The following is a 19,903-nucleotide window of genomic DNA, read 5'->3' on the forward strand; positions in this document are numbered from 1 at the left end:
GAATATGGAGGCGGTAGCCCGTTGAAAAGTGAAGAACTGAATTGCTGATAAATTAGCCTGGCGGCGGAAGCTGCTGGGCTTTTCGGTGGTACTGGCGAATTTCCGCGGATTCCGGCATATTTCGAACGATCAGGGGAGATTCTTGGGACTGCTGTGCTTAGGGTATGCTGCTGTTCTCATAAAAAAGGTAGGTGCGAAGAGCGCCACGATTTATTGATTAGAATGTAGATGCGGGAATTGCCAAATGACTCGAAAACATTCGTTGCATTGTGGAGACGCTTATTTTATACTCATATACATAGATTTACGATACATAGATTATCTAGGTATTGGAGTGATAGGGCGAATGGGCATTAACAAGGAGCTGCTGAAAGGCAGTACCGTCATTTTATTGCTTACCGTATTAAACAAGCGGGAAATGTACGGGTACGAGTTGATCAAGGAGATCGAGCAAAGTTCGGAAGGGGTGTTCCTGATGAAGGAAGGGACGTTATACCCGATTCTGCACACGCTGGAGGCGGAGGGTTGGCTGGATTCTTCCTGGAGCCAGCATGATGGACGCAAACGGAAATATTACCGGATTACCGAGCGCGGCAGGGAACAGCTCCATGAGAAGACCAAGGAGTGGGTCAAATTCCGTACGGCGGTGGATACGGTCATCGGGGAGGGAAGCTAGTGCGACCGGTTGAAGAATACAAGGTTGTCCAAGACTTCCTGGCCCGGGTGTGCAAGCAGGTACGCGCAAGAGCCATGCATCCGGAAATCCGCGAAGAGCTGCTCGGCCATATCGAGGAGCGGACGGAGCTTCTAATGTTGGAGGGCAATGCGCAGGAGCCTGCGGTGCAGGAAGCAGTGAAACAAATGGGGGATCCGGGGGATATCGGCAAAAGTCTGCATATGGCTCATCGGCCTCAGTTGGACTGGAAGCTGCTCGTTATGCTGGCCTTGCTCTCGCTGATTGGGTTGTTCGGGGCACTGAGCGTGGATTATTCGGGTACGGAAGTCGTATCGGACTTTTTTGTGAGAAAAGCCGCATTCTTCGGTATAGGACTGATCCTACTCGTCGGTCTGTATTTTCTGGATTACCGAAAGCTTAAGAGGTGCTCGGGGGTGTTGTTTTTTATCACGTTATGCCTTATGGCATTTACGTTGATTCGGGGTGTTGACGTCAATGGACTAACGATATTCCTGGATTTCGGCCCAATTATGATCCCCATGCTCGGTGTAGCATCTGTTTTTCTTCTCCTTATCGCCTTGTCAGGCATGAAGCCTGCGAGTCAGTGGGGGCTATGGGAAAGTGTATTCCACATCCTATATCGAGGTGTGCTGCCGATCATACTATACAGCTTGAGCGGTTCCATGGTGTATTTGTTCATCTATTTGTTAGGGTTCCTGGTACTGACCTGGACGACGCAAAGGAATATTAAACAATTTGCGATACTAACGCTGCTGCCGTTTTTTGGATTAGCCTATATCTTGTTTACAAAAAGGGTATACCTCATGTGGAGACTTGAGGGGCTCGCGGACCGTGAGGGGGACGGTGGTTATTTCATGCGGGTCATCGCGGATGCCGTTTCTTCTGCCGGTTGGTTCGGTCAAGGTTTTGCTGCGCCGAATCCGGGGATCCCGTACGTTTATAGCGACTCCATATACCCCTATCTGATATATTGCTTCGGCTGGTTGTTTGGCATTGCGGTTGGAATGGTTGTTCTTTTGTTCCTCGCCAGAGTGTGGAGTATATCCAATGTACTTCACGATTCCTACGGGAAAAATATCGTGACGGGTGTCATCGTGGTAATGGGGCTGCGCCTGCTCATGCCGATCCTTATGGGACTGGGAGTGGTACCTGTTATCAGCCTGGACTTTCCTTTTATTTCGTATGGCGGCGTCAACAACATGCTGGATTTTGCCATCGTCGGCCTGCTCCTCTCCATTTACAGACGCAAAAACATGATCCCACGCGGGGTGGGAGAAGCGGCCCCGATGAAGGTGGCTTAGTTAAATGGTCTATCTAGGCAGCCTCTATTTTAATCGGACAGACTTATCGTACAACACCTGCTGTTTTTAACTTACATGATACTAGATAACTCTCTTCGGATTGGTTAAGGAGGAACGGGATTCAATATATCACGGATGTTCATCCGAGGTACGATTGAACGCCAGACCCATTTTGAGGAGAGTTATCTTTTTTATCGTAAAGGACTGTAAAAAGATTCATGTTTTAACTAATAACCCCTATCTATATTCGAGGAATGCCATCAAACTTATGGCAATTCAAACGATAACTTACATTCTGGTCAAGGAGGAACCACATGCGCCAAATGGAGGAGAATATGGTTGTCCGGCAATTTTTGGACCGGGTGTGCAAGCAAGTGCGCACGAAGCAAATGCATCATGAGATCCGAGAGGAGCTGCTAGGTCATATTGAGGATCGGGTCGAACTGTTGATGCTGGAGGGACATCCTGAAGAGTTCGCTGTACAGGAAGCAGTGAAACAAATGGGGGATCCGGGGGATATCGGCAAAAGCCTGCATGTGGCTCATCGGCCTCAGTTGGACTGGAAGCTGCTCGTTATGCTGGCCCTGTTCTTAATCATTGGACTGGTTGGCATGGTGAGTGTTTATTTCGCGGATGAAAGGTATTCCGTTAGCCTAGTCGAGAGGAAGTTGTTTTGCTTCGGAATCGGAGTATTATTCCTGATAGGTTTTTACTTTCTGGATTATCGAAAGCTAAAGAAATACTCGGCCCCTGTGTTTTTCCTTATTGTTATTCTAATGGTCATTTCATTGGTATATGGACAACTGCACGATAGGAGAACTGACTATATCAACATAGGTCCCATTGGAGTCAATATAATCACTTTCTCCTTGATACCGCTTCTGCTCGCTTTGGCAGGGATGAAGCCTGCCAGCCAGTGGGGACGGTGGGAGACGGTATTGAACATCCTCTATCGAGGAGTACTGCCTGTGGTCCTCTATAGCATAAGCAGCTCTATTATCTACACGTACATCTATGTGATTGGGTTCCTGATTTTGACATGGAGAACAAGTAAAAGCTTGAAACAATTCGCTATGATCGCGGCGCTGCCTCTTGTCGGAGTAGCTATTTTTCTCAGCACCCAGACAGATCATTTACTGCTCCGGTGGAGAGAATTTATGAACCCTTCTGCCAAAGAAATGTGGTATATGGGAAATAACGCGGATGCCATCCAAGCAGCAGGCTGGTTTGGGCAAGGTTTTGGTCAAGCTACACCGAGGATCCCATATGTCCTTTATGATAACGTGTTTCCATACCTCATCTATTGCTTCGGCTGGTTGTTTGGGATAGTAGTTGGCGTGCTGATTCTGCTGTTCCTCGTTAGACTATGGAATATTTCTACGGTTCACAAGGATCCTTATGCGAAGCATATCGCTGCAGTACTCATCGTTGTTTTTGGTTTTCGGCTGCTTTGGCCGCTGCTCATGGGGCTGGGTATTCTTCCAAAGGTTACATTGGAACCACCCTTCTTCTCTTACAGCGGGATGAACCAAATCCTGGACATGGCAGCAGTCGGCCTACTCCTCTCCATCTACAGACGCAAAAACATGGTCCCAAGCGAGGTGGGAGAAGCGGCCCCGATGAAAGTGGCTTAGTGGAAGCTGAAGATCATCCTTCGATTTCGACTAGCAGGCTAAAGTTTTGCAAAAGAAAAAGCGAGACCTTGGGCTCTCGCTTTTTTCTCTTTTATAGAGAGGTGCCGTTATCCGTTCGGCGGCGTAAGCTACACCTTCTCCAGTGCACCGGCTGCGATTTCTTCGATGTAGTGGCACGCCGCCTGATGACCTCCGCGCTCATCGACTTCTCGAAGCAACGGAGCCTCGGATCGACAGCGATCCGTGGCATACATGCAGCGGGTATGAAACCGGCAGCCGGAAGGCGGGTTGATCGGGGACGGAACATCCCCCTTGAGAATGATGCGTTTCTTTTTACGCTCGGGATCCAGCGTCGGGATGGCCGACAGCAGAGCGCGGGTGTAAGGATGCTGCGGGCGCCGGAAGAGGGAGTGCTTATCCGCGATTTCCACAATCGTTCCCAGATACATCACGATAATCCGGTCGGAAATATGCCGAACGACCCCGAGATCATGGGAGATAAACAGATAGGTCAGCTTAAATTCCTTCTGGAGCGACTTCATCAGATTGAGCACCTGTGCCTGGATAGACACGTCAAGCGCAGAGACCGCTTCATCACTGATGATCAGCTTGGGATTCACGGACAAGGCGCGGGCAATCCCGATCCGCTGCCGTTGCCCGCCGCTGAATTCATGCGGGTACCGATTAGCTTGATAGGCGGCCAGGCCGACCGTTTCCAGAAGCTCGATGGCCCGTCCTCGCCGATCCTTTTTGGGAACGACATTCTGAATGTCCATCGCTTCTTCCAGGACTTGCAGCGCTGTTTTTCTAGGATTCAGCGAAGCATAGGGGTCCTGAAAAATCATCTGCAGATCTTTGCGCTTTCGGGTCATCTGCGTTTTGTTCAGGGAGAGCAGATCGGTCCCTTCGAATAAAACCTCGCCGGCCGTTGGTTCGTCCAGCCTCAGGATGGCCCGGCCCGTGGTTGATTTGCCGCAGCCGGATTCGCCCACGATACTGACAGTTTCCCCCTTATCTACGGAGAACGAAATATCATCCACGGCTTTTACGACGTTGACGGTACGGCCCAGGATGCCGCCCTTGATTGGAAAATACTGCTTGAGATTCTTTACCGTTAACAGCTCTTTGCTCATGGCAGAACGTTCACCTCGCTTTCCGTCTCCCATTGATCGGTATATTTCCAGCACCGGACTTGCTGGTTATCATACAGAGCCTGAAGCTCCGGCAGTTTGTCATAGCACAGCTTGGCTGCATGGGGACAGCGGGGGGCGAAGCGGCAGCCTTCTTGCGGATCATAGGGGCTTGGAACAGAGCCTTTAATCGGCTCCAGTGTTTCTTTATCGATATCATGCCGCGGTAGCGAGTTCATCAGGCCGATGGTGTAGGGGTGCTTCGGATGCTTGAAGAGGGTCCGTACATCGGTATACTCCACCACTTTTCCACAGTACATAACCGCTACGTCATCGCAGGTTTCCGCGACGATGCCCAGGTCATGGGTGATAAAAATAATCGACATCTGCAGCTTTCGCTGCAGTTCCTTCATGAGCTCCAGAATTTGAGCCTGAATGGTCACGTCAAGCGCCGTGGTCGGCTCATCTGCAATGAGCAGATCCGGATTGCACGCCAGCGCCATAGCAATCATGACACGTTGGCGCATACCCCCGGACAACTGGAAGGGGTATTGCCGGACCCTTTTTTCCGGGGAGGGGATGCCGACCAGCTTCAACATCTCAACGGCTTTGTCCATCGCTTGTTTTTTGCTCAGATTCTCATGGATTTGGTAGGCCTCCGCGATCTGATCGCCGACGGTGAAGACCGGATTGAGGGATGTCATCGGCTCCTGGAAGATCATCGAGATCTGATTGCCCCTTATTTTGCGCATCTGCCGGTCTGATTGTTCGAGCAGATTCACACCGTTATACAGGATCTGGCCACCGACGATTCGTCCCGGATGAAAGATCAGCCGCAGGATGGACAGAGACAATATGCTTTTTCCTGAACCGGATTCGCCCACGATCCCGAGCGTCCTCCCCTTGTGCACGGTTAGGCTGATATCATCCACCGCTTTCACTTCGCCCATTTCGGTAAAAAAAGAGGTTTGCAGGTTCTTGATCGTAAGCAAACTTGATGCGTGCTGTTCCATCTTGTCTAAGCTCCCTTCGCTTATAATTGGTCTTGCGTGCGTCCGCATGGACTCCAAATGGATCGATTTTCGGTAAATAGTGGATCGTGTGTCCGCATTGGCTCACAATTGGCTCGATTTCAGCAAGTAGCAGATTCTGTGTCCGCATGGACACAAAATTAGCTCAATTGGTTGGATTGGTGATTTTGAGAGGACTATAGTTCCGCTATTTCTTGATTTTCTGCTTCTTAGCGGAGGTATGAGGACATGAGATCCGCTATGGCAAGATATTGAGGGTTAAATTCGTGATTCTGGGTTGATTAACGGATCCTGTGTCCGGCTGGACTCCCAAATGGATCGATTTTCGGTAAATAGTGGAACGTATATGTCCGCATTGGCTCACAATCAGCTCGATTTCAGCAAGTAGCAGATTCTGTGTCCGCATGGACACAAAATTAGCTCAATTGGTCTGGATTAGCGATACTTGTTGATATTTGAGGACAGTAGTTCCGCTATTCCTTTGTTATCTGCCTTTTAGTGAAGTTATGAGGACATGAGATCCGCTATCGCAAGATATTGCATGCTAAATTCGTGATTCTGGGTTGATTAACGGATCCTGTGTCCGGCTGGTCTCCCAAATGGATCGATTTGCGGTAAATAGCGCATCGTGTGTCCGCATTGGCTCACAATCAGCTCGATTTCAGCAAAGTAGCAGGTCTGTGCTGATTTGCTAGCGGATCGTATGTCCGCATGGACTCAAAATTAGCTCAATTGGTCTGGATTAGCGATACTTGTTGATATTTGAGGACAGTAGTTCCGCTATTCCTTTGTTATCTGCCTTTTAGTGAAGTTATGAGGACATGAGATCCGCTATCGCAAGATGTTGCGTGCTAAATTCGCGATTTAGGGTACATTAACGGATCCTGTGTCCGGATGGCCTCCCAAATGGATCGGTTATCGGTAAATAACGGATCCTGTGTCCGGATGTACTCCCAAATGGATCGGTTTTCGGTAAAAAACGGATTGTGTGTCCACATGGGCTCCCAAATGGATCGATTCTCAGCAAATAACGGATCATGTGTCCGCGTGGACTCCCAAACAGCTGGATTGGTCTGGATTAGCGATATTTGATGATATTAGAGGGTTGTAGTTCCGCTATTACCTTGTTTTCTGCCTGTTAGTGAAGTTATGAGGACATGATATCCACTATCGCAGCAAGTTATATAGTTGAAAATCGCCAATCAATCGAAATCAATGCGCTTGTTGAAGTAACGGTAGGAGATGTCCACGAGCAGGTTCACGAGCACGAACATGATTGAGAGCACAAGCACGGTTGCCTGTACGACCGGGAAGTCCCTTGCCCGGATCGAGTCGATGACGTATCGTCCCATGCCGTTCACGGCGAATACGGACTCGGTCAGCACCGCCCCGCCCAGCAGGCCGCCAAATTCCAGACCGATGACGGTAATGACCGGGATCATGGCATTTTTCAAGGCATGCCGGTAGATAATGACGCGCTCCCGGACGCCCTTGGCTTGAGCGGTTCGGATGTAATCCTGGCCGATGACCTCCAGCATGCTGGATCGGGTCATTCGGGCAATAATCGCGGCGCCGCCTGTCCCGAGCGTGATCACGGGAAGGACGGTTTGCGACCACGTGCCCCAGCCGGAGGGACGGAACCAGCCCAAATCCACGGCAAAATATTGGATCAGCATAAGCCCCAGCCAGAAGTTTGGCATCGACAGTCCGAACAGGGCGATGAACATGACGCCGATATCGGCAGGCGAGCTTTTTTTGACGGCGGAGATGATGCCGGCCAGGATGCCGAGGAATACAGCCAGAATCGTAGAGTACACGGCAAGCTCGACGGTAATCCAGAACCGGCTTTTGAATATTTCATCGGCGATGGGACGGCTGCTGCGGATCGAATCTCCCAAATCCCCCTGCAGCAAGCCGCTGACGTAGTTCCAATACTGAAGCGGCAGCGGATCGTTCAATCCCAGGTTCTCGCGGATCTTCTCCACCTGCTCCTTGGGTGCCCCTTCCCCGATAATGACCTGCGCCGCATCTCCCGGAATGAGGTGCATCAGCAGAAAAACGACGATGGTAACGCCAATGACAACAGGTATCGTCTGAATCAGCCTTCGAATGGAATAGATGAGCATGGCCCGGCAGCTCCCTTCATTATTTTTTCATTTTCGGGTCAAGGACATCCCGCAAGCCGTCACCCAGCAGATTAAATGCGATGACAACAAACACGATCGACAAGCCGGGGAACAGGGCAACATGGGGGTGATCCATAATATAGTTGCGCCCATCATTCAGCATGGCTCCCCACTCCGGCGTCGGCGGCTGCGCGCCAAGACCGAGGAAGGACAGGCCGCTGGCGGTCAGGATGGCAACAGCTATCCGCAGCGTAGCCTGCACGATGATAGGGGATGTGATATTCGGCAGAATATGCCCGAAGATGATTCGACCGTCGCTCGCGCCCAGCGAACGCATGGCATCAATATATTCGAGCTTGCGCACGGCCAGCGTCGAGCCGCGCACGACTCTGGCAAAGGTGGGAATCGAGAAGATGCTGACAGCGATGATCACGTTGAACAGATTTTTTCCAAGAACGCTGACAACCGCCAATGCCAGCAGAATGCCGGGAAACGCCAGCATAACATCGGTAATTCTCATAATGAGCGCATCCCATTTATCCCCGTAATAGCCGGATATGATTCCGAGCACGACACCAAAGGCTGCTCCGATAATGACCGAAATAAAACCGACCGAGAGCGTAAGACGCATGCCATGGATAATCCTTGTGAAAATATCTCGCCCGTTGTGGTCCGTACCAAACCAATGGTCAGCGGACGGCTTCAGCAGTTTCGTAGAATAATCCACTTTGGTCGGATCATACTGGGTGAGCAGGGGGCCAATGATCGCGACAAGAATCATCAGCAGGAGAAAATAACCCCCGAATAAGGCCGCTTTGTTCTTCTTCAGACGGTGGTAGAAAGATTTCCATTGTACGAGGCGGGTTCCACTAGGGAGCGATTCTTGTGTTCTGGCATCAGCGGTCATGTTAGGCACGTGAAATCATCCTTTCTCCAAGTATGGATGTCAGAATTGGTATCGTAGAAACGTGAGGTAAATCTGGCTTCTACTGGTATAAATATCAAATAGTAAAATATATGTTAACTGTGCATGAAATATTTTCCTATTTTGATTGAGAAGGGGGAGTTTGTTTCACATGACAGGTAATAGAAGATTAAAGTGGCTTGTCTGCATTTTGGTCATACTTGCCGTAATGATGTCTGCGTGCAGTAGTCCAAGCAAGAGCAGTAACCCCGAAACGCCGCCAAACGGCAGCAATACGCCAACTCCTGATCCGGGGGCCAAAGATCCTCCCGAAGGAACAACCGACACCGGTGCGAATGAGCTTGTGATTGCCTGGCTTTCTGATCCGCCATCCATGGACCCTCATATGTCGACGGACCAGCAAACGAGCGTAATGACAACGCATATTTATAACACGTTGGTGATTCATGATAAGGATCTGAATATTCAGCCGGGGCTCGCTGAGAGCTGGAAAGCGGTCGATGAATTGACTTGGGAGTTCAAGCTGAGACAGGGCGTGAAGTTTACGGACGGCTCTCCATTCAATGCAGAGGTGGTCAAAGCCAACATTGATCGTATGCAGGATCCGGAGGTTGCTTCTCCGCGCGCATCGCTTGTCGGCATGATCAAAGAGGTTAAAGTCGTTGACGAATACACGGTGCAGCTCGTGACCGAATATGCCTTCTCGCCGCTGCTTGCCCATCTGGCCCATTCTGCGGTGAGCATGGTTAGTGCGGAAGCCATCAAGCTGGATTACGAGAAGCTGAAGGCAGGTGAGAAGGCAGGCGCATATCTGTCACAGAACCCTGTAGGTACAGGCGTATTCAAATTAGAGAGCTGGAACCCCGGACAGGAAGTGAAGCTGGTTGCGAATGCGGATTACTGGGGAGATAAAGCGAAGGTTGAACGGGTCACGTTTAAGGTCGTAAGCGAAGAGGGGACGCGGATCGCGGAGCTGGAAACCGGCTATGCGCATATTATCGATCCGGTGTCGCCGAGCAGCATCAGCCGCATTGAAAGCACGGACGGCATGTCCCTGAACCGTCAGGCATCGCTGAGTCTGTCGTATATCGGGTTTAACAATAACAAAGAGCCGTTCAACGATGTGCGGGTACGGCAAGCCTTATCGATGGCCATCAATAAGGATGAGATCATCTCGGGTATCTACGAAGGCACGGGCATCCCTGCCGTCGGTCCGCTGGCACCGGACGTGAACGGCTATGATGCTGCCGTCAAGCCGATCGAACATAACATCGACAAAGCGAAAGAGCTGTTGAAGGAGGCCGGCTATGAGGGGGGCTTCTCAACGACCATCTGGACCAATGACAATCCGGAACGGATTAAGATCGCCGAGTACGTACAATCCAAGCTGAAGGAATTGAATGTTGAAGTCAAAATCGAAGTGGTGGAGTGGGGAGCATATCTGGCCCAAACCGCAGAAGGCAAACATGATATGTTTGTTCTCGGATGGTCCACGGTAACGGCCGATGCCGACTATGGCATGTATGAATTATTCCATTCCAAAAATGTAGGGGAGCCGGGCAACCGTACCTTCACGAAGGATCCGGAACTGGATAAACTGCTGGATGCCGGGCGTAAAGAGAACGATCCGGAACAACGCAAGCTCATCTATAAGCAGGCGCAGGAGAAGCTGGTTGAGTTAGCGCCGATGCTGTATATCCATCATCAGGAGTATTTAAACGGAGTCAGCAGCAAGGTGGAGGGCTTCTGGCGGCATCCGAACGGTATCATGCAGCTGCATCAAGTGTCCATTCAGCCATAAGGATGTCCTGAAAGTTTTATAGCTTTGTATCGATATGATAAAGAGGTTTATATTAAGAGGCCCCTATACTGGGGTCTCTTTTTTGATGTTGTTAGCGTGCCGGGACAAATGAATAGGACGCCCCATGGATCATAAGCTGCGTTCGTTGAGCATCTGAATAGATTATGCAGCATGTCCGAGTGGATGAAATGGATGTCGCGTTTTTTTCGTCAAATGAATGCTGAAAAGAATATAATATATACGTTGACACGTATATACACTTAAGTGTATATTAAAACCATGAATACTTCAGCTATGCAACTAACCCTGTTCACGATCTCGGAGCCGAACCGTTTCAACATAGTCGAACTCTTAAAGCAAGGGTCGAGATCGGTCAGCGACATCGTAGAGACTCTGGGAATCGGCCAGCCCCAAGTATCCCGCCATCTGCGGATACTGAGCGAGGCCGGGCTGGTGAAAGTCCGTAAGAACGCACAGCAGCGCATTTATAGTCTTGAAGCCCAGCCGTTTCAGGAGCTGGACGACTGGCTCGATTCGTTCAGTCGACTATGGGAAGAGAGACTCGACAAGTTCGAGGACTATATGAGCGACTTCAATGGAAAGGAGAGTTAAACCAATTTTTTATAACTAGCTCCACAGGAAGATACGGCTCTGCACGCAGAGCCGATTTCACAGATAGGAGGAACTCACATGGGCAGGAAAACCACCATCATGAAAGACCGGGAGCAGCGGAAGCTGACCGTGGAGCGTGTCGTATCGATACCTCTGAAGCTGTCCTGGCAGGGATGGACGAAGCCGGAACACATCGAACGCTGGTGGGGGCCAAAGAACTGGAATGCCACGGTATTTGAGATGGATGTCAGACCGGGCGGCGTATGGCGCTATAGACTGGCCCCCGATGCGGCGGGAGAAGGGGAAGAAGCCTTCTGCAAGGCGACCTACTCCGAAGTGGTGGAGTTATCGAAGCTCGTCTATACGGATACATTTACGGATCAGGACTGGAGCCCCGTGGCAGGCAGTGACATGTTAACCTCGGTTACGTTTGAAGAGGCCGGGGAAGGGACCAGGCTAAGCATCATCACCCATTTTGCTAGCGTAGAGCAGCTGGAGGCTGCTGAAGGCATGGGAATGGTGGAAGGATACGCAGATACGCTGGAACGGTTCGAGGATGAAATCAGCTTGTACATAAAAGGAAGATAAAAGGAGAGATGATCATGAACTACGTGATGTCTAATGACGGTACCCGTATTTTTTATGAAAAGAAAGGGACTGGTCCGGCTGTCATTCTTGTAGCTGCAGCAGCTTCGGATCACAACGATACAACGCGCCTAGGGGGGCTTTTGTCCGAACATTTCACCGTTTACAATTATGATCGCCGGGGACGGGGCAGCAGCACGGATACGGCTCCGTATGCGATTGAACGTGAGGTCGAAGATATCGATGCCCTTATTCAGGAGGCGGGCGGCAGCGCGTATGTATTCGGAAGTTCATCGGGCGCTGTTCTGGCTCTGGATGCGGCGAGCAAACTCGGAAGCAGTAAAGTTAGAAAACTGTTTCTATACGAGCCGCCGTTTATCATTGACGATAGCCGCGAGCCCGTACCGGCGGAATACGTGCAGCATTTGAATGCGCTGATGGCCGGGAGCAGGCGCAGCGAAGCCGTAGAATATTTCATGACGGCAGCGCTGGGAATCCCCGCGGAATATATAGAATTCATGAAGGCAGATCCTTCTTGGCAGGTCATGGAGGGCATGGCGCATACATTGGCCTATGACGGCATGATCATGGGGAGCACGCAATCCGGCCAACCGCTGCCAGCAGATCGCTGGGATGTTGATGTCCCGGTGATGGTGATGACGGGCGAGAACAGCGGAGCTGTGTTCCATGGGGCCGCGAGCGCTTTGGTCGACTTGCTCCCTCAGTGCGAGCACCGAATGCTGCCTGGTCAGGACCATTCTGCCGTCGTGATGGCGCCGGAAGTGCTGGCTCCCGAGGTATCGGGATTTCTGCAGCCTTCGGCAGACCGAATACCGAGATAAAAGAGCCTGTCGCGCAAAGAACCCGTGACCCTTAGGGCCACGGGTTTTCACGTTCCGGTCGAAGTATTCATTCGGACTTCTGAAACGGCTCAATAAAATGATTAAAGGCGCTGGTGCGAAACAAGTCGCGCCGGAATATAAAATGGACCCTGGAGCTGCGGTAACGTTTGGGGATTTGGAAAGCCTGTAATTTCCCGGCATCCACCCAGTCCTTAACGGAAGAACGCGTTAGCAGCGAGATGCCCAGCCCGGCGGCCACACCGCCCATGATGGCTTCCAACGTGCCAAACTCCATAATGTTCATGGGCCCGACGTTCTCTTCATGAAGCCATTGCTCCAACCGTTTACGGTGGTAGCAGCCCTTGCCGAAGAACAGCAGCGGTTTGGTGAGCAAATCGCGAAGCGCAGCATCCGTGGGTTCCGAGATGAGGACAAGCTCCTCGTCAAAGGCTCGGATTTCGTCAAAGTCCGGGTAATCCAGAGGTCCGCTGATAAATGCCCCGTCCAGTTCATACTCGTTCAGGGCTCGGATCAAGTCAGCCCTGTGGCCTGTAATTAATGACAGTTTCACGTCAGGATATCGTCTATGATAATCCAGCATGATACCGGGAAGATGGACCGCGGCCGTGGTTTCCGATGAGCCGATCCGCAGCGGCCCCGACGGTTCTTCCGAGAATTTAGTCGATTTCATGGCTTCGTCAAGCAAAAGCGTAATCTGATCGGCATATTTGAGCAGATTACAGCCGGCCGAAGTTAAGGCAACGCCGCGGCTGAGCCGATAGAACAGAGGCGTGTTCAGCTCGGATTCAAGCTGCCGGATTCTAGCGGTCACGTTTGATTGCACGTAACCAAGGCTGGCTGCAGCCTTGGTTATATTTCCTTCACGGGCAACAGCCTGGAATATCTTCAGATCCCCACTTTCCACCTTAGCAGCCTCCTTATATCCATCATTCACAGTGATGGCTTATATCTTATTTAATTATTTTACATGATATAAAGGTCGGAATAAACTGAGGATACACTTGGTAAGGAGAGGGGGATTCATGGCATGAGCAAACCGCGTATGCTGTTTCTGACGATATTTACGATGCTGGTTGCGGGACTTAACTTCCCGATCGGCAAAATGGCGCTGTCCTTCGGTTCCCCATTCGTGCTGCTGGCGATCCGGTTTGTGGGCGCGGGTCTTCTGATGCTGCCCTTCATTGTAAGACGGGCCCATCCCAGGAGCAGCGCTGCCTGGCTGAAGCTGGCAACGATTGGTCTGTTTCAATCGGGACTCGTGATGAGTGGCATCTACCTGAGCATGCAGACCATTTCCTCCGGCAGCTCTTCGGTTTTGTCCTCCAGCAACCCGATCTGGTTCATCGTGTTCAGCTTCCTAATCTTCGGTATAAGGTACCGTCTTCTTCAGTGGGCGGGCGTGATCATCGGTTTTATCGGCGTATTCATTACGCAAGGCTTAGAGATGCAGATGCAGAGCGGATTCTGGTTTGCGCTGGGTGCGGGGATGGCCTGGGGCATGGCGACGCTGCTAAGTTCCCGTTGGGGCAAGGAGTTTGACGCTTGGGTCATGGCTGCCTATCAGATGCTGATCGGGGGCATCCTTCTACTCATCGCAAGTCCGCTGCTGGAGCAGCCGCATTTTGTATGGGATTCGTCCCAGATCGTCAAGGAGCTCTTTGTTCTGGGCTGGATGATCCTGATGAGCTCGATTGCTCAGTTCGTTACCTGGTATTATGTGCTGCGCAATAGCGATCCCAATAAAGCGAACGTGTATCTGTTCCTCATTCCCGTGTTTGGCGTATTATCCGGATGGCTTATACTAGGCGAGCAGCTGCATTGGTATACCTTGGCCGGCACAATGTGTATTGGGCTTGGCATTTATCTGGTGAATCGGCCTGGACGAGTGGATACAACAAGAGATCCATTCACGATCAAGGAGCGGTGCGGTACCTTATAAAGGGCAAGAAATCTAATATATTCGGAATTAGCAGGTCACGGCGATGGATTCGCGTGGCCTGCTTTTTGCTGTGACGACCAAAGGTTTTCTGGCCTGAGTGGGTATCATGACAAGCAGCGACAAGAATGATGTTCCAGGGAAAATCTCGCCCCAGCAAAATAAGTAAATTTTATTAAAAATAAATCCATGTTATATTAAATTTACTAACGCCTTTGGAGAGGGGATAGGATTCATGAGTGGTTTGAAAGAAATTGCAAAGCTCGCGGATGTCTCGGTGTCTACAGTGTCCAACGTGTTGAACGGGCGCAAGAACGTGGGGCGGGAGACGAGGGAGCGGGTGCTGAGATTATGCTCGGAGCACGGCTATTTTCCGCATAAGTCAACCAAATCCGATAAAAGCAACACGATTATATTTGTCTTCAGCGACTTTGATCGCGATTATTATTTAAAGATCATCAAGGGGATCAGCCATTGCCTGACGGAGAATGGATACGACCTTATCATCTGTACGAATAAATCCAGCACCAATTTTATGCGCAGCAAATTTGCAAGCGGTACCATAAGTTTGGATCGGAATATGACGGACGAATATTTAGTCTCGGTAGCCACGCCGCAGTTCCCCGTCGTTCTCATGGACCGGATTATTGATAACGAATACGCCAACACCAAAAGCGTGATCGTGGACAACTACCCCGTGATGTGTGAAATGGTCCAGGCCTTGGTGGATAAACAGTTTACGAATTTTGGATACATTGGCGGCTTGGAGTTTACCCTGGATCACAAGGAGCGATTCGCCGGATTTATGGATACGCTTGCGAAGAATGGCATCGTGTTTGACCGCCGCAATTATTTTCATGGCGACTACAGCGAGGAAAGCGGATATCAGGCGGCCAAAATACTGATCCTGAGCAACGTTTTGCCTGAAGTGCTGGTCTGTGCAAATGACAATATGGCTCTGGGCGCGATCAAAGCTTTGGAAGAGAACGGAATACGGGTGCCGGAGGATATCTCGATCACCGGATTCGATAATTCGGATGCGGCGGCGATGGCCGGTTTGACCACGATTGCGATCCCGCGTTATGAAAGCGGTTATTTGGCGGCGAAGGAGCTGCTTGAGATGATCAAGGGCACAACGGGCAGGGAGCCCTTTAAGCTGAATGCCACCATTCAGTGGAGAAAAACGGTGCGATAAACTTTACGATTGTGACTAGTAAAATATCAAGAATTTTACTAGTTTTTTTACTTAGTATTTTTATGAAAACGCGTACAATTTTTATTGACATTCTAGGTAAACCGCCCTATGATGGGTTTGTAAACGTTTTACTTTATAGAGTCCTTAAGGGGGAGGCGTGTCACTTGAAAAAAGTAAAAAAGGTATTAAGCATACTAACAGCAACGGCTTTGGTTGCGACACTTGCAGCCTGTGGTGGTACATCTGACAATGATTCTGGAGCAGCATCCGGGGGAGATAAGCTGAAGAAAATTACACTCTTCCAATCGAAAGTTGAAATTACAGAACCTCTTGAAGCTTTGGTTAAAACCTATAAAGAAGAAACCGGCAATGAGGTTGAGGTATGGGGTGCCGCAGGTGATGCTTATTCGCAGCAGCTGGTAGCGAAGCTCAGCAGCAACCAGGGACCGACCATATTCAGCGTGGCTCCAGGGCCCGAGTCCGAGAAGCTGAAATCCTATTTCTCCGATTTGAGCGGTGAAGAGTATGTTAAGAACATTGCGCCTGACATGGAATTGAAGGTCGATGATAAAACCGTCGGCGTTCCATACGGCGTAGAAGGTTTTGGCCTCGTATACAACAAGGATCTGGTAGATCCGGCTAACATGAAGGACCTAGATTCTTTCACCAAGACACTGGAGCAGCTGAAAGCTGACGGCAAGAACGGCTTGAGTTTGTCCCAGGAGGCTTACTTCTTGATCGGACACATCATCAACACGCCGTTTGCGCTTCAATCCGATCCGTTGGCCTTCATCGACCAGCTGAACAAGGGCGAAGTGAAGATGGCCGACACGAAGGAGTTCCAAGAGTGGGCGAAATTCATGGACGTCATCAAGGCCAACACCAAGAATCCGCTGGAAGTGAAATATGATAGCCAGATGGGCGACTTCGCTACGGAAAAAACAGCTATGGTGCATCAAGGCAACTGGAGTTACTCCATGCTTGCGGACTTCGGTGACTTCGGCTCCAAAGTCGGCATGATGCCGTTCCCGCTCGCCGGCAACGACAAAATCGCCGTAGGCGTGGCAAGCTACTGGGTCGTAAACAATCAGGCCGATGCTGAGGAAGTCAAAGCCGCAAACGCTTTCCTGAACTGGCTCTTTACCAGCGACAGCGGCAAGAAAGCCATCGTAGACGATTTCAAATTCATTCCGGCTTTAACGAATATTGAAGCAGGCGATCTGGATCCGTTGTCTCAAGCCGTGCACGAAGCAACAACGAAGGGTGAGACGATCACTTGGGCGTTGAACTACTTCCCATCAGGAATCATCACCAATGACCTGGCTCCGGCTACGCAGGAGTACTTCATGAATCCGGGCATGACAGGCGAGCAGTTCCTGCAGAAGCTGGATGAAGTGTGGGCGAAAGCATCGAAATAATCGAGGCCGAGCGACCGTCATCTGATATAACAATTCCATGAAAACGAAAGCCTAGCCTCAGACGTTCTGATGATGAGCGTTAGGCTTTTGTTTTTTCTAACACGAATTCAAGGTTTGATGCCGCCTTGCGGGAATCATCCGGAACGGAAAGAAGGTATGGATTATGAGCAAAAGAAAGGATAAAGCCTGGTTTGCCCTGTTTACGGTGCCGCTTCTGTTTATTTTCACGACCGTGGTTCTCATCCCGTTCATTATCGGGATTGTGTACTCCTTCGTCAATTGGGACGGCATTCCGGCAAATCCCAAAGTATTCGTAGGGTTCGACAATTACGTTCAGCTGTTCCAGGACGACCGATTCCTGTCATCGGCTTGGCATACGGTTCAATTCACGCTGCTCGCACTGGTATGCGTCAATATTCTGGGTCTTGGCTTTGCGCTGCTGGTGACGACAAAGCTCCGCTCGAGAAATGCGGCCCGGACGATGTTTTTCATGCCGAACCTGATCGGCGGCCTGATTCTGGGTTACATCTGGCAGTTTATTTTTACGGATGCCTTCAGCTTCCTGGGCGAAAAGACCGGATTTGACAGCGTGTTCTTTAACTGGCTGCTGCATCCGCAGTTTGCGCTGTACGCCATCGTCGCCGTATTCACCTGGCAGCTGGCGGGTTATACGATGATCATTTACATCGCGGGCATCCAGGGGATTCCGGATGAGCTGATGGAAGCGGCCAAGGTCGATGGCGCCAACCTGTGGCAGCGTCTGAAGAGCATCGTATTCCCGCTGTTAATGCCTTCGTTCACGATCTGCCTGTTCCTGACGCTTTCTGGTGCGTTCAAAATCTACGACGTGAACCTGTCGTTGACCAAGGGCGGTCCGAGCAATGCAACGGAGATGTTTGCGATGAATATTTTCAATGAGATTTTTGCTTACGGTAATTATGGTTTAGGTCAGGCGAAAGCGATCATCTTCTTCCTGATTGTTGCCGGACTCACGCTGACGCAAGTCATCATCACGAAGAGAAGAGAGGTGCAGATGTAATGAAGAAATCAGGGAAATGGCTGCTCGACATCCTGCTGTTCCTCGCTGCGCTGGTCTTCTTGTCTCCGGTCTTCATCATGCTGATCAACTCGTTCAAGGATCGTGCCGAGCTGTATGAGAATGCGCTTGCGCTGCCTTCTTCCTTCAGCTTTGAGTACTACAAATCTGCGATGGAGAAGATGAACTTCTTCACCGCTCTGGGCAACTCGCTGTATGTCACCGTCATCTCGGTGATTATCGTCATCGTGCTCGCATCCATGACGGCATGGATGCTGGTCCGGACGGATAATAAGCTGAGCAAAGTTATTTTCTTTACCTTCGTGGCGACCATGCTGATTCCGTTCCAAACGCTGATGATGCCGCTGATGCAGGTGATGGACTGGATTCGCACCAATCTGCACATTCCGATGCTCAACACCCATGAGGGTTTGATCTATATGAACGTCGGCTTTACGTCCAGTATGGCGGTCTTCCTGTACCACGGGTTCATCAAATCCGTACCGGTTGCGCTGGAGGAGGCAGCTACGCTGGACGGCTGCTCCAAGCTGGGCGTGTTCTGGCGAATCGTGTTCCCGCTGCTGAAGAACATCAGCGTGACCATCGCGATCCTGAACGTCATCGCGCTGTGGAACGACTACCTGCTTCCATCGCTGACGCTGTCGGATAAAGGGCTGCGAACGATTCCGCTCTCGACCTTCTATTTCTTCGGGGAGTTCACGATTGTGTGGAACCAGGCGATGGCCGGTTTGACGCTGACGATCATTCCGGTTGTCATTTTCTATATTTTCGCGCAGAAATACATCATCAAAGGGATTGCGGCAGGTGCGGTAAAATGAGGCGGATCATTACGAGGGCCGACGATTATGCTTCCAGCCGTTCCGCTAATGCTGCGATTGCCCGGACCGTTGAGGCCGGATTCATTAAAAACGTGTCTATCATGGCGCCCGGTCCTTATCTTGCCGAGGCCGCGCAGCTGTTGGCGCATCGCAAGGACATCTGCTTCGGCTTCCATATGACGCTGAACGCGGAATGGGATAACGTACGCTGGGGACCTGTTGCCGCGAAGGAACAGGTTCCTTCGCTTGTCGATCGGGCGGGATATTTCTATCAGGACCCGATCCTGTTCCAGGATCATCCGCCATCGCTGCAGGAGATCCTTCTAGAGTGCGAAGCGCAGCTTGATAAACTGACCGCAGCAGGCTTCAGCATTTCTTATGTCGATTCTCATATGCTGCCGGAGCGCTTCATACCCGGGCTGCAAGAAGAGCTGGACCGCTGGATGGAAGCGAAGGGACTTATCAACCATCGCTATTATTACAACTTCTTCCCGGGCGGCGTTCCGGACGGGATCGAGTCGTTTGAAAGGGTTCTTGGCGGCTTGACGGAAGACCAGTACTTCTTTCTGTCCCATCCGGCACGGTATTCGGAGGAAATGGTGCAGTGCGGCAATGCTCAAGTGGATGGGGAAGCGCTGGCGCGAGGACGCGATCAGGAGGCTTCCTTTCTTGCGCGGGAAGACCTGAATGACATTAGTGAGCGACTGGGTTTTCGTGCTATACGATATGATGAAGCGTTACCATTGCCTGGTGTATAATGGAAGGGTCATGATG

General features: G+C 50.8%; 18 protein-coding genes. 13 read left to right on the top strand and 5 right to left on the bottom strand.

Annotated features, from left to right (window positions below):
- Positions 1-346 precede the first annotated feature (346 nt).
- From OHJ21_RS22315 to OHJ21_RS22325, 3 genes are all read left to right on the top strand, one after another.
- Complete coding sequence (locus tag OHJ21_RS22315) at positions 347-676, top strand: PadR family transcriptional regulator (RefSeq protein WP_486021178.1); 330 nt, start codon at positions 347-349, stop codon at positions 674-676.
- Positions 676-1,998 carry an FtsW/RodA/SpoVE family cell cycle protein gene (locus OHJ21_RS22320; RefSeq protein WP_486021179.1) on the top strand — a complete coding sequence of 441 codons (1,323 nt, stop codon included), beginning with the start codon at positions 676-678 and terminating at the stop codon, positions 1,996-1,998. Before OHJ21_RS22315 ends, OHJ21_RS22320 begins: the two co-directional genes overlap by 1 nt.
- A gap of 314 nt (positions 1,999-2,312) precedes the next feature.
- Positions 2,313-3,632, top strand: coding sequence for an FtsW/RodA/SpoVE family cell cycle protein (locus OHJ21_RS22325; RefSeq protein ID WP_394057837.1), 1,320 nt, complete (start codon positions 2,313-2,315; stop codon positions 3,630-3,632).
- Between the two features lie 128 nt (positions 3,633-3,760).
- Here OHJ21_RS22325 and OHJ21_RS22330 read toward each other — a convergent pair whose 3' ends face one another.
- The 4 genes from OHJ21_RS22330 to OHJ21_RS22345 all read right to left on the bottom strand — a co-directional run bounded on the left by OHJ21_RS22330 (position 3,761) and on the right by OHJ21_RS22345 (position 8,835).
- Positions 3,761-4,765 (bottom strand): ABC transporter ATP-binding protein, encoded by a 1,005-nt coding sequence (locus OHJ21_RS22330; protein ID WP_394057839.1) that lies wholly within the window; start codon positions 4,763-4,765, stop codon positions 3,761-3,763.
- Positions 4,762-5,775, bottom strand: coding sequence for an ABC transporter ATP-binding protein (locus tag OHJ21_RS22335; RefSeq protein WP_394057841.1), 1,014 nt, complete (start codon positions 5,773-5,775; stop codon positions 4,762-4,764). Before OHJ21_RS22335 ends, OHJ21_RS22330 begins: the two co-directional genes overlap by 4 nt.
- A 1,220-nt stretch (positions 5,776-6,995) precedes the next feature.
- The gene (locus tag OHJ21_RS22340; RefSeq protein WP_012818632.1) at positions 6,996-7,919 is read right to left on the bottom strand and encodes an ABC transporter permease; all 924 of its coding nucleotides are present in this window, start codon (positions 7,917-7,919) and stop codon (positions 6,996-6,998) included.
- Positions 7,920-7,938: 19 nt separating this feature from the next.
- Complete coding sequence (locus OHJ21_RS22345; RefSeq protein ID WP_486021181.1) at positions 7,939-8,835, bottom strand: ABC transporter permease; 897 nt, start codon at positions 8,833-8,835, stop codon at positions 7,939-7,941.
- Between the two features lie 160 nt (positions 8,836-8,995).
- Here OHJ21_RS22345 and OHJ21_RS22350 point away from each other — a divergent pair, with 160 nt between their 5' ends.
- The 4 genes from OHJ21_RS22350 (at position 8,996) to OHJ21_RS22365 (ending at position 12,684) form a co-directional block, all read left to right on the top strand.
- Positions 8,996-10,645, top strand: coding sequence for a glutathione ABC transporter substrate-binding protein (locus tag OHJ21_RS22350; RefSeq protein ID WP_326111565.1), 1,650 nt, complete (start codon positions 8,996-8,998; stop codon positions 10,643-10,645).
- A 279-nt stretch (positions 10,646-10,924) separates the two neighbouring features.
- Positions 10,925-11,257: an ArsR/SmtB family transcription factor gene (locus OHJ21_RS22355; protein WP_326119593.1), complete on the top strand. Its 333-nt coding sequence runs from the start codon at positions 10,925-10,927 to the stop codon at positions 11,255-11,257.
- Between the two features lie 78 nt (positions 11,258-11,335).
- Positions 11,336-11,845 (top strand): SRPBCC family protein, encoded by a 510-nt coding sequence (locus OHJ21_RS22360; protein ID WP_486021183.1) that lies wholly within the window; start codon positions 11,336-11,338, stop codon positions 11,843-11,845.
- Positions 11,846-11,859: 14 nt separating this feature from the next.
- Positions 11,860-12,684 carry an alpha/beta fold hydrolase gene (locus OHJ21_RS22365; RefSeq protein ID WP_100539825.1) on the top strand — a complete coding sequence of 275 codons (825 nt, stop codon included), beginning with the start codon at positions 11,860-11,862 and terminating at the stop codon, positions 12,682-12,684.
- 67 nt (positions 12,685-12,751) lie between these two features.
- Here the strand turns inward: OHJ21_RS22365 and OHJ21_RS22370 are convergent, their stop codons facing one another.
- Positions 12,752-13,609, bottom strand: coding sequence for a LysR family transcriptional regulator (locus OHJ21_RS22370; RefSeq protein WP_486021184.1), 858 nt, complete (start codon positions 13,607-13,609; stop codon positions 12,752-12,754).
- Between the two features lie 123 nt (positions 13,610-13,732).
- Here OHJ21_RS22370 and OHJ21_RS22375 point away from each other — a divergent pair, with 123 nt between their 5' ends.
- The 6 genes from OHJ21_RS22375 to OHJ21_RS22400 all read left to right on the top strand — a co-directional run bounded on the left by OHJ21_RS22375 (position 13,733) and on the right by OHJ21_RS22400 (position 19,887).
- Entirely contained in the window at positions 13,733-14,644 is a 912-nt protein-coding gene (locus OHJ21_RS22375; RefSeq protein ID WP_486021185.1) for a DMT family transporter, read from the top strand.
- Between the two features lie 232 nt (positions 14,645-14,876).
- A complete protein-coding gene (locus tag OHJ21_RS22380; protein ID WP_100539828.1) occupies positions 14,877-15,836 on the top strand; it encodes a LacI family DNA-binding transcriptional regulator in 960 nt (319 codons plus the stop codon).
- A gap of 164 nt (positions 15,837-16,000) precedes the next feature.
- Positions 16,001-17,254 carry an ABC transporter substrate-binding protein gene (locus OHJ21_RS22385; RefSeq protein WP_100539829.1) on the top strand — a complete coding sequence of 418 codons (1,254 nt, stop codon included), beginning with the start codon at positions 16,001-16,003 and terminating at the stop codon, positions 17,252-17,254.
- A gap of 163 nt (positions 17,255-17,417) precedes the next feature.
- Positions 17,418-18,293, top strand: a complete 876-nt coding sequence (locus OHJ21_RS22390; RefSeq protein WP_100539830.1) for a carbohydrate ABC transporter permease — start codon at positions 17,418-17,420, stop codon at positions 18,291-18,293.
- Positions 18,293-19,129, top strand: coding sequence for a carbohydrate ABC transporter permease (locus OHJ21_RS22395; protein ID WP_100539831.1), 837 nt, complete (start codon positions 18,293-18,295; stop codon positions 19,127-19,129). The genes OHJ21_RS22390 and OHJ21_RS22395 overlap by 1 nt, the downstream gene beginning before the upstream one ends.
- Positions 19,126-19,887 carry a polysaccharide deacetylase family protein gene (locus OHJ21_RS22400; RefSeq protein WP_326111559.1) on the top strand — a complete coding sequence of 254 codons (762 nt, stop codon included), beginning with the start codon at positions 19,126-19,128 and terminating at the stop codon, positions 19,885-19,887. The genes OHJ21_RS22395 and OHJ21_RS22400 overlap by 4 nt, the downstream gene beginning before the upstream one ends.
- The last annotated feature ends 16 nt before the right edge of the window (positions 19,888-19,903 follow it).

The organism is Virgibacillus sp. LDC1, assembly GCF_025792345.1.
Lineage (GTDB): Bacteria > Bacillota > Bacilli > Paenibacillales > Paenibacillaceae > Paenibacillus_AQ > Paenibacillus_AQ lautus.